The 10126-nt window shown below is 73.6% G+C and carries 8 protein-coding genes and 2 pseudogenes; 5 read left to right on the top strand and 5 right to left on the bottom strand.

Going from position 1 to position 10126, the window contains the following annotated elements; translation table 11 throughout:
- Both B0E53_RS27975 and B0E53_RS27980 read right to left on the bottom strand, forming a co-directional pair.
- A pseudogene (locus tag B0E53_RS27975) lies at positions 1 to 1012 on the bottom strand (hypothetical protein); the annotation flags it as partial.
- Positions 1013 to 1017: 5 nt separating this feature from the next.
- Complete coding sequence (locus B0E53_RS27980; RefSeq protein ID WP_107078760.1) at positions 1018 to 2292, bottom strand: Hsp70 family protein; 1275 nt, start codon at positions 2290 to 2292, stop codon at positions 1018 to 1020.
- A gap of 289 nt (positions 2293 to 2581) precedes the next feature.
- Between B0E53_RS27980 and B0E53_RS27985 the strand changes: the two genes are divergently transcribed.
- The 3 genes from B0E53_RS27985 (at position 2582) to B0E53_RS27995 (ending at position 6931) form a co-directional block, all read left to right on the top strand.
- The gene (locus tag B0E53_RS27985) at positions 2582 to 3508 is read left to right on the top strand and encodes an IniB N-terminal domain-containing protein (RefSeq protein WP_107078761.1); all 927 of its coding nucleotides are present in this window, start codon (positions 2582 to 2584) and stop codon (positions 3506 to 3508) included.
- Positions 3509 to 3608: 100 nt separating this feature from the next.
- Positions 3609 to 5468 (top strand): dynamin family protein, encoded by a 1860-nt coding sequence (locus B0E53_RS27990; RefSeq protein ID WP_246835633.1) that lies wholly within the window; start codon positions 3609 to 3611, stop codon positions 5466 to 5468.
- The gene (locus tag B0E53_RS27995; RefSeq protein WP_210406240.1) at positions 5465 to 6931 is read left to right on the top strand and encodes a dynamin family protein; all 1467 of its coding nucleotides are present in this window, start codon (positions 5465 to 5467) and stop codon (positions 6929 to 6931) included. Before B0E53_RS27990 ends, B0E53_RS27995 begins: the two co-directional genes overlap by 4 nt.
- Here the strand turns inward: B0E53_RS27995 and B0E53_RS28000 are convergent.
- The 3 genes from B0E53_RS28000 to trxA all read right to left on the bottom strand — a co-directional run bounded on the left by B0E53_RS28000 (position 6845) and on the right by trxA (position 8713).
- Positions 6845 to 7747, bottom strand: coding sequence for an MFS transporter permease (locus B0E53_RS28000; RefSeq protein ID WP_246835634.1), 903 nt, complete (start codon positions 7745 to 7747; stop codon positions 6845 to 6847). The two genes, B0E53_RS27995 and B0E53_RS28000, sit on opposite strands and share 87 nt — an antisense overlap.
- Positions 7744 to 8184, bottom strand: coding sequence for a hypothetical protein (locus tag B0E53_RS28005; protein WP_107078762.1), 441 nt, complete (start codon positions 8182 to 8184; stop codon positions 7744 to 7746). Before B0E53_RS28005 ends, B0E53_RS28000 begins: the two co-directional genes overlap by 4 nt.
- Before the next feature lie 160 nt (positions 8185 to 8344).
- Complete coding sequence (gene trxA / locus B0E53_RS28010; protein ID WP_091314483.1) at positions 8345 to 8713, bottom strand: thioredoxin; 369 nt, start codon at positions 8711 to 8713, stop codon at positions 8345 to 8347.
- 546 nt (positions 8714 to 9259) lie between these two features.
- On the opposite strand from trxA, the gene B0E53_RS28015 reads away from it, so the two are divergent.
- Positions 9260 to 9775: a MaoC family dehydratase gene (locus tag B0E53_RS28015; RefSeq protein ID WP_091314480.1), complete on the top strand. Its 516-nt coding sequence runs from the start codon at positions 9260 to 9262 to the stop codon at positions 9773 to 9775.
- A 93-nt stretch (positions 9776 to 9868) separates the two neighbouring features.
- Positions 9869 to 10126, top strand: a pseudogene (locus B0E53_RS28020) (hypothetical protein); the annotation flags it as partial.

A 10126-nucleotide genomic window follows, 5' to 3' on the forward strand; every position in this document is an offset into this window, starting at 1 on the left:
CGGCGAACAGCTCGACCGAGAGCGCGGGCTCGGTGCCGAGCGCCTCCTCGGCGGCGGCCGCCAGCGCCGCGGCCGGGGAGTCGTCCAGCGCGCCGGCCGCGCGCAGCGATCGGACCAGCGGGAGCACCGCTGCCCCGCGACCGAGCTGCACCTCGATGAGGCGGCGCCAGATCGCGGTGCGTTCGGTGGCCGGGCTGAGCGCGACGACCGCCCGCCGCACGATCGGCGCGAGCCGGCCGTCGGCCCCGAGCAGACCCGCCGCCCTGGTGTACGCCACCAGTTCGTCCACCGCCTCCGGCTGCCGGTCGAGCAGCGGGCCGAGCAGGTCCACCGGCAGCGGCACGCCCGCGGCGACGGCCAGCAGCAGCCGCCGGACGTCCGGCGGCAGCTCCTCCAGGTCCGGCCCGAACTGGAGTACGGCCGGCCGGGGCGGCTCGGTCGGGACACCGGGCGGGCTGTCCTGCCCGCGCAGGCCGCGGACCAGCCGGTCGACGTCCCGCGGGACACCGCCGGTCTGCGCGTGCACGAACGCGGCCAGCTCGCCGGCCGGCCCGAGCTCGGGGACGCCGGCGAGGTAGTCGCGGGTCTGCTCGGCGGTGAACGGGCTGAGCACGACCTGTTGCCCGTCCCGTTTCAGCGTGTCGGCCAGCGCGGCCAGTGCCGCCCGCCGGGGCCACGGACGGTAACCGACCAGTAGCCGGTGTCGGCGGCCGGCCACCAGCCGGCGCAGTGTCTCGAGCCGCGCGTCGTCCAGCAGGTGCGCGTCGTCGACCAGCAGTACGGCCTCCGGATCGACGGGGTCGGACGCGCTGGGCGGACCTTCCGACACGGTGTTCCCCGCGTCCCGGTGGGCCCGCGCCAGTCTCCTGAGCAGGGCGGTCTTCCCGTGGCCGCCGGGACCCGTCACGCCGACGGCGAGGGGACGTCCGGGGTCCGCCGCGACCACCCCGAGCAGGGCGGTCGGTCCCGTGCCCAGCACGAGCCGGGCGTCGGTGGCGGCACTCATGATCATGGCGGTCATCCTTCGCGGTCCCGGCCCCGGCCCCGGCCATGGGCCAGGGCCAGACGGGACGCCTTCGGCAGATTCAGCGGGGTGATCCGGACCGGGGGTCGGGCCGGCGGCTCGCCGTGGACGGGCCGGCCGGGTTCGGCGTGCCGCCAGGCCGGAAGGCCCGGCCCGGCGTCACTGACCGGCGCGGAGGCGGGGACCGGCGCCGGGCGGCGGGGCCGCGGCGACACCACCTGGCAGGCGGCCAGCGCCGCCCCGGTGGCGGCGGTCAGCTGGGGATCCGGCTCCACCTCGACCGGGACCTGCAGGGCCGCGGCGAGCATTTCGGTGACCAGCGGGATCCGTGCCGAGCCGCCGGCCAGGAGCACGCCGTCGATCTGCGCCGGCGTCAGGCCGGCGGAGTGCACGGTCTGCACCAGCAGGTCGACGGTGGCCCGTACCGCGGGCCGGATCATGTCCTCGAACTGCGCCCGGGTCACCGGCACCCGGACCGGCCCGCTCGGCAGGGTCAGCATGACGTCGGTCTCGGTGCCGACGGTGAGCTCACGCTTGACCCGGTCGCACTCGGCCAGCAGCCCGCGCAGGGTCGGGTACGCCTCCCCGCCGGCCGGACCGGCGAACTCACGGCCGAGTGCGGCCCGGACGTGTTCGGCGAGCGCCTCGTCGAAGTCGGTGCCGCCGAGCGTCTCCAGGCACTGCGGCAGGCCGAACGTCTCGTACCTGCCCCGCGCGTTGCGACGGACCAGCGCCGCCTCGAAGGTGTTGCCGCCCAGGGCGTAGACCGCGGCCGTGGTGCCCGGGAAGCCGCGCGCCGCATGGCTCTCGGCCACCGTGACCGTACGGGGGAGCAGCGTGACGTTGCGCAGGTCGAGGCCCCACAGCGCCCGGTGCAGCAGTTCGCGCCGGTGCGGGCCCCACCCGGCGGGGTGGCTGAGCACGACGGCCTCGGCCAATCCTCCCTCGTGGGCGGAGACCCGGTGCACCACCCACGCCGCCAGTTCCGCGACCAGCGTCTCCGGCGGGCAGGGCTCGCCGCCGAGCAGAAGGGGCACGTCGTCGCCGACCCGGCGGACGAAGTCCCGGGTGGTGCGGCTGCGGTCGTCGGTGGCCGGCTCAGCGACCATGAGTGACCCGTCCGGCGCCAAATGCAGCACCGACGGTACGACGGCCGACCTGCCGCCCAGCGGCACCACTTCGGGGCGGGCCCAGGTGTCGCCGCGCCGCCGCGCGACGGTGGCGGCCGTGCCGGTGTTTCCGATGTCCAACCCCAGGACGTAGGGCATTCGTTCTGTCCTCCACCGCGAGTGGCCCTGGCGACGGTGTCGGCACCGTGGCGACCCACCCCCGGCGAACCCCGTGGGCTCCTACGTTCGTACCAGAGATCGCCTCCGACCCGGTACCCTAACTCCGGCCGGCCCGGCTCCCCCTGTCCCCCTAACGCCCGAGGGGACGATGACCCTAATCGGCCGGGGCGGGTTGCGGGTCGCGCCCCGATGACGAGCACGGACCCCCGGCCATAGCGTCACTGTCGCGGCACGACGGTGCTGACGCTACGTTCGAGGAGAAGTCCCCATGGATTCGCACCAGACCCTGCACGACTTCGTGCTCAACCTGCTCACCGACCCCGACGCGCGGTCGGCGTTCGACCTCGACCCGGAGGGTGCGCTGCAGGCCGCGGGGCTCACCGACGTCACCGCCGCCGACGTGCAGGACGTCGTCCCGCTGGTGGTCGACTACGCCCCCGGCGCGGCGGGGCTCGCGCCGGTGGCCCCGGTGGCGGGGCAACTCGGGCTGGATCCGCTGACCAGCGACGCCACCGACGTGGTCGGCCAGCTCCAGGCGGTGCCGCACCAGATCAGCGTCAACAGCTCCCACAGCGGTGTGGACATGTCCGCCGGCGCGCTGGGCGCCATCGCGGTGGACCCGGCCGGCCTGTACGCCGGAGCGGCCCTGGTCCCGGGCATCGGCCTGGGCATCGGGCCGGGCGGCCTCGGCACCGACCTGACCGGGGTGCACGACGTGGCGAACACCCTCGACGCGGACGTGGTGGGCGCGGTGGACAACGCGGCCGACCCGGTTGTCGGGGACCTCGCCGGGACGGCCGGCGACCCGCTCGGCACCACGGCCGGCGTCGACCTGCTCCACGACGGTGGGGTGCTCGGCGGCGACCTGGGCGTCCTCTCCGGTACGCAGGCCCAGGTCGACGGCGTCGTCGGTTCGCTCGGCGTCCACCAGACCCTGGGCGGGTTCGGCCTGGGCGACGGCTCCGGTGTGGTGCCGCCGGTGCACGCGCCGGCCACCGTGGACGGTGTGACGCACCAGGTGGACAGCACGCTGGCCGGCGTCACCGGCACGGTCAGTGGCGTGACGGGCACGGTCGGCGGCCTGACCGGCGGGGTCACCGACGGGGTGACCGGCGACGCCGGGGTGCACGGTGCCGGCGTCCACGGTGACGTGCACGGCTCGACCGACGGCGGCCTGCTGGGCGGGCTGCTCTGACGGAGGGTTCAGTCAGGAGCGGGAGGCACGATCCGGCCTCCCGCTCCTGTTCTGTTCGCGACCCTCTTGATAATTGAGCCGAAATCCGCACACTTGGTGCGTGATCGCGGGGATCTGGCTGGATGTGCTCGATGAGATCGCCCGTACGTGCGGCGCACACGGGCGGGGCGACCTGCTACAGACGGTGCGGCAGAAGCGGGTGCAACTCCTGGACCCCAGGCTGCGCGTCCTGGTCATCGGCGAGTCGCAGCAGGGCAAGAGTCAGCTGATCAACGCCATCGTCAACGCGCCGGCCTGCCCGGTCGGCGACGGCCGCACGACCGTGCTGCCGACCGTGCTGCAGCACGCCGAGGTCCCGTCGGCCGCCGTGGTCCAGGCGCCGCCACCCGCTCCGGGCCGGCCCGCGAGTGCCGCGCTCCCGGTGACCGGCGAGCGGACCCCGGTGCCCCTGGACCAGGTCGCCGCGGGGGTCGCCGGCACGTTCGGCCGACGGCCCGGCGGTGGCCCGGCGTACGTCGAGATCGGACTGCCGCGCGCGCTGCTCGGCTCCGGGCTGGTGCTGGTGGACACCCCGGGCAGCGAGGAGGTGGCCGCCCTGAGCGCCGCCGGTCCGGCCGCCGCGCCGGCGTGGGCGGACCTCGTGCTGCTGGTCTCCGACTCCACCCGGGAACTCTCGGCCGGCGAGCTGACCATGCTGCTGCACATCGCACGGTCGCACCCGAACGTGGTGCTGGTGCAGACCAAGACGGATCTCGTACCGGACTGGCGGGCGGTCGCCGAGCGCAACCGGCAGCACCTGGCCGAAGCCGGGGTGCCGGCTCCGGTCGTCCCGGTGTCGGCGGCCCTGCGGCTGCGCGCGGCCGTCGCCGACGACCGGGAGCTGAACGCCGAGTCCGGCTTTCCCGTGCTGATCGCCCGGTTGCAGCGGGACCTCGCCGGCAAGTCCGACCGCCTGGCCCGGGCCGCGGTCGGCGTGATCGCCCGCACAGTGGTGGAGCAGCTGGCCGCGCCGCTGCGCGCCGAGCTGGAGGGCCAGCAGGTCGAGGAGCAGTCCGGCCCGATCCCGCGGCTGCACGCGGCGCAGCGCGAGGTCGACGAGTTGCGACGCTGCTCCACGAGGTGGCAGAACACGCTCGCCGACGAGATGACCGATCTGCTCTCCGACATCGAGTACGACCTGCGCGACCGGACCCGGCAGATCCTGCGCGAGGTCGACGAGGCGTTCGACAGCGCCGACCCGCTGGTCAGCTGGGACATCTTCCAGGAGTGGCTGGAGCGCAGCCTGCTGGAGGCGGCGGAGTCCAACCACGAGTGGCTGGTCCGCCGCAGCGACTGGGCCGCCCGCCGGGTGGCCGACCACTTCGCCCGGTACGGCGGGGACGTGTTGCCGCCCTGGTCGATGACGACGCCGGCGGACCTCGGCACCGGCCTGCCGCAGCTCGAACAGCCCACCGTCGACCGGTTCACCACCAGCCAGAAGCTGATCAGCGGCATGCGGGGTTCGTACGGCGGCCTGTTGATGGTCGGGCTTGCGACGACGCTGGCCGGGATGCCCATGATCAATCCGCTCTCGGTCGGGGTCGGCGCGCTGTTCGGCGGCAAGAGCATCCGCGACGAGAGCAAGCAGCTGCTCCGCCGCCGCCAGGCGGTGGTCAAGACGGCGATCCAGCGGCACGTCGACGACTTCTTCGTCCGGGTCACCAAGGACCGTCGGGACGCCGTCCGGCAGGTGCAGCGGATGCTGCGGGACCACTTCACCGCGCTGACCGAGGAGCTCCAGGAGGCCATCATCCGGTCGTTCCGCAACGCCAAGCAGGCCGCCGACACCGACGCGGCTGTCCGGGACCAGCGGCAGCGCGAGATCCGGCTGAAGATGACCCGGCTCGCCGGGCTCTTCGAGCAGGCCCAGCAGCTGACCGGTGCCCGGCCCGCCCCGGCGCCGCTGGAACCCCGGCCGTGACCGTCGGGCTGCGGCTGGACGAGGCGGTGTGGGGGCTGCTGCACCAGGCGCTCCAGCACTACCGGGACAACCCGAGGGCGACGGACCACCTGCGGCACCAACTGGCCCGGCTGGAGCACCCGCTGCGCGTCGCGATCGCCGGCCCGTGGCGGTCCGGCAAGTCGACCCTGCTGAACGCGATCATGGGCGAGGAGGTCGCGCCGGTCGACGGGGTGGACGGCAGCACCGTCTTCACCTGGTACGAGGACGGGCCGCAGCCGCGCGCCACCGCGTACGCGACCGGCCGACCACCGCAGGAGCTGGCGATCGCCAAGTCGGCGACCGGGATGCGGGTGGACCTCGTCGGCTGGCGGGCGGGGGAGCTGCGGGACATCGTGGTGCAGTGGCCGACCCGGACGCTGCGCCAGGTGACGCTGATCGACACGCCGGCCACCGGCCTCGACGAGCAGGGCCGGGCGCCGGTGATGGAGCGGGTGCTGCGGGACGCGGATGCGGTGCTGTACCTGACCCGCGACGGCCGCGACAGCGACCTGCGGGTGCTGGAAACCAGCCGGGCGAGCGCGGTCGGGCAGGCCGCCGCGGTGCACGTGATCATGGTGCTGTCCCGGGTCGACGAGACCGGCGGTGGTCGGATCGACGGCCTGCTCACCGCCCGCCGGCTCGCCCGGCGGCAGCACCGGGACCCCCGGGTGAACGAGCTCAGCGTGCATGTGGTGCCGTGCAGTGGCCTGCTCGGCCTGGCCGGCCGAATCCTCAGCGAGTCCGACTACGCCGTGCTCGCCGCGCTGGCCCGGGTGCCCCGTCCGGAGCTGGAGGCGCACCTGCTCTCGGCCGATCGTTTCGTCCGCGGCGACCTGCCCGTCCGGCTCGACGCCGGGGTGCGCGCCGGCCTGCTGGACCGGCTCGGGCTGTTCGGGATCCGGCTGGCGACCACGCTGGTCCGCACCGGCTGCGACAGCCGGGCGAAGCTCTCCGCCGAGCTGATCCGGCGCAGCGGCCTGACCGAGCTGCGCGAGTCGATGGCCCGTTTCCTCGTCGACCGGCGGGACACGCTCAAGGCCCGGTCGGCGCTGGCGGCCGTCGAGGCGCTGCTGCGGGCCGAGCCCGGCCGGGGAGCGGACGAGCTGCTGGGCCGGGTCGAGCAGATCCTCGTCGGGGCGCACGAGTTCCGCGAGCTGCGCCTGCTCGCCGCCCTGCGGACCAGCCGGCTGGGGTTCGACGCCGAGCTGGCGGCCGAGGCGGCACGGCTGGTCGGCGGCGACGGGGTCGGCCTGGCGGCCCGGCTCGGCGTGGAGCACGACGCGACGGTGCACCGGCTCTGGGAGGTCGCCGCGGAGGCGCAGTGGCGGTGGCGGGACCGCGCGGAGGATCCGCTGCTACGGCTGGCCCAGCGACGCGGCGCCCAGGTCGTCGTCCGCAGCTGCGAGGGGATGCTCGCCGAGCTGGCCGAGGGGGGCCGGTGACCGGCGCCGGCGGAGCAGGGCGATCGGGCGGACCTTCTCCAGGGGCAGGAAGCTGGTCATCGCCACCAGGTGCGGCGCGAACGAGATGGTGATCGTCGCGATGGTCACCAGGTGGAACGAGTAGAAGAAGCCGACCATGGCCAGCCGCCACCGCTCGGGCAGGAAGAACACCAGCGGGCTGAGCAGCTCGAAGGCCAGGATGCCGAACTGGGCGACGATCAGCAGGTGCGGCACCTGGGCGATGACGTCGGCCAGGTCGGTGCCGCGCCGGATGATCGCCCGGGCCAGGACGGAGCCGGTGGCCCAGTCCAGGCCGCCGAAGCGGAACTTGGCCCAGGCGGCGAGGAAGTAGGTGCAGATCACCGCGATCTGGGTGACCCGCAACGCCCAGCCGCCCGCCTCGGTCCGGGTCGGGTCGCCGTGCCGGGCCCGTCCGGCGGTGGGCAGCACGGCCAGCGCGACGAGCAGCCCGAACCGGTCGTGGTCGACCTTGCCGTAGCTCATCGCGACGATCATCCACTCGAAATAGAGGGCGAAGACCGTCCAGCCGAGCAGCCGGGGCGCCCGGCCGGTGGTGGCGAGCAGGGAGACCGCCAGCAGCACCCAGAAGATCACGCCGACCACGGCCGGGGTGGGGGTGGGCAGCGGGAGCAACCGGCCGATCAGCAGCGGCTGGTAGAGGTCGCCGGGCACGTCGACCCGGGTGCGGACCCAGGGCGTGAAGACCACCAGGTCGGCGGCGACGAAGAGGTAGACCAGGGTGCGGAAGGCGGCCACCCGGCCGCGCGGGACCGCCTCGGTCAGCCAGCCGGTCACGGGGCGGTCTCCCAGCGTACGGCGGTGCGATCGGTCCAGCGGCCGGTCGGGCGGCCGCCCTGGATGTCGTACCAGCGGACCACGATGCGGACCTCGACCAGGCCGGGGGCCGCCGGGTGGCGCTCGGCGTACGCCTCGGCGACCTGGCGCAGCAGGCTCGGGTCCGCGGCGTACCGGTCCTGCTGGCCCTCGATTTCGGCGCGCCGGATGCCGGTGGCGTCCTGGCCGAGCGGCACCACCGCCCCGGTCCGGTCGACGCCCTCGACCCGGGTGTCGGGGGCGGGCGCGTCCGGCGGGTCGGAGGTGGAGTACATCCGGAACGGGCCGAACGGGAAGTCGTCGTCGGTGCCGCGCACGGTGCCGAGCAGGAGCAGCGCCAGCCCGAGCAGCGTGGCGCCCAGCCGGACGGCACGCCCGCGGGTGGTCAAGGTCTCCATCGGCTGGTGACGTTACGGGATGAACACGTCCGGAAGGCGTCGGTCCGTCGTCCATTCCTCGCTGCCCGTGTCGCTCTTTTCGGGCCGCCCCGAGGGGGCGCGGACGGCACCGGCCGGGCCCCGTGGTGGGGACCCGGCCGGTGCGTCGGAGCCGGTCGGCTCAGTGCTTGTGGCCGTGCTCGGCCAGCTTCTTGCGGACGTCGTCCATGTCGAGCTGCTGGACCTGCTCGATCAGGTTCTCCAGCGCCGACTCGGGCAGGGCGCCCGGCTGGGCGTAGACGATCACGCCGTCGCGGATCGCCATCACCGTCGGGATCGAGCTGATGTTGAACTTGGCGCCCAGCTCCTGCTGCGCCTCGGTGTCGACCTTGCCGAAGACGATGTCCGGGTGCTTGTCGGACGAGCGCTCGTAGACGGGGGCGAAGCGCTTGCACGGGCCGCACCAGTCCGCCCAGAAGTCGAGCAGGACGATGCCGTCGCGTTCGGTCACCTCGTCGAAGTTGGCCGTCGTCAGCTCAACCGTTGCCATTGCACTCTCCGATCAGCGCGGATTGCCTACGTCCGGTGGAACCAGGGTGGATGTCTCCGCATTCCCGTGACGTGCGCGACGAAACGCTGCGCAGCACGACGGTGACGCTGCGGCGCATCGAACGCAGTCTGTTTCCCCGCCCGTGCGGAACGCAAGTGCACGGCGCATTTGCGTGACGGGACGTGATGGGAGCGCTTCCAAGGAGATCACGCTGCGTATGTGCTACGAGTCGGTAACTTGACGCTTGACAAGCGGCGATCTGGCAGGCGGAGATCGCTTGTGGAGTGAACTCGTGTCACTATCAGTAATGTTACGAAAAGGTAAATGTGACGCCCGTCTCTGTCGATACAGTACCGCTGTACGGCAGAATCTGTCGCATCAGAGCGTGGGCGGCGGGTGCCGGGGAGGGCCCCGCCGCTCATTGCGTCTCCCCCCGGGTCGGTCCGGGTGTGACTTTTCCGCACCGGCAACGCCCCGGCCACCGCCTTAACAAGCGGTAAGGCATGCTGTGCCGAACTCCATCGCCGCCCGTCGAAGGGGACAAGGATGCAGTTCGGCCGCTACTACGAGGAGTTCGAGGTCGGCGCGGTCTACCGGCACTGGCCGGGCAAGACGGTCACCGAGTACGACGACCACCTCTTCTGCCTGCTCACCATGAACCACCACCCGCTGCACATGGACGCCCACTACGCCGAGTCGGCGAGCCAGTTCAAGCGCAACGTGGTGGTCGGCAACTACATCTACTCGCTGCTGCTCGGCATGTCGGTGCCGGACGTCAGCGGCAAGGCGATCGCCAACCTGGAGATCGAGTCGCTGCGGCACGTCGCCCCGACCTTCCACGGCGACACCATCTACGGCGAGACCACGGTGCTCGACAAGCGGGAGTCCTCCTCGAAGCCGGACCGCGGCGTGGTCGCGGTGGAGACCCGGGGCTACAACCAGGACGGCACGCTGGTCTGCGTGTTCCGCCGCAAGGTCATGGTCCCCAAGAAGGAGTACGCGGCCGCCGCGCTGCCCGAGGGCGTCGACCCCGAGCGGCCCAGCTTCCCCGAGCCGCGCTGACCCCGCACGTACGCCCGGAAGGGCCCCTTGCCCGATCTGCGGGGAAGGGGCTCTTTTCCCGTTCCGGGGCATATGCTGACGCCGGAGGTCCCCATGAGCCACTCCGTCGCCGGAGAGCCGCCCTCTGCCGGCCGCCGCGCCGCACCGCTGACCACCGCCGTCTACTCCGCGGCGGAGTGGGACCTGTTGACCGACCTGCCGGGCCGGGTCCTCGTCGCCGCCGCCTCGCCCGGTCCGGGCCGCCCGCCGCGCGGTGTCGCCGCCGGGCTCGCCGGGCTGGACGCGGTGGCGGCCGGCCGGGCCTTCGACAGTGACCTGATCCGGGCCGTGGTCGCCGCGATCTACGCCCGC

The sequence above is a fragment of the Micromonospora sp. MH33 genome (assembly GCF_003013775.1).
GTDB classification, from domain to species: Bacteria; Actinomycetota; Actinomycetes; order Mycobacteriales; family Micromonosporaceae; genus Micromonospora; species Micromonospora fulviviridis.

Bases quoted from the DNA above. Each gene is read 5' to 3' on its own strand.
- B0E53_RS27980 (WP_107078760.1), bottom strand. From the start codon at position 2,292: ATGCCCTACGTCCTGGGGTTGGACATCGGAAACACCGGCACGGCCGCC.
- B0E53_RS27985 (WP_107078761.1), top strand. From the start codon at position 2,582: ATGGATTCGCACCAGACCCTGCACGACTTCGTGCTCAACCTGCTCACC.
- B0E53_RS28005 (WP_107078762.1), bottom strand. From the start codon at position 8,184: ATGGAGACCTTGACCACCCGCGGGCGTGCCGTCCGGCTGGGCGCCACG.
- trxA (WP_091314483.1), bottom strand. From the start codon at position 8,713: ATGGCAACGGTTGAGCTGACGACGGCCAACTTCGACGAGGTGACCGAA.
- B0E53_RS28015 (WP_091314480.1), top strand. From the start codon at position 9,260: ATGCAGTTCGGCCGCTACTACGAGGAGTTCGAGGTCGGCGCGGTCTAC.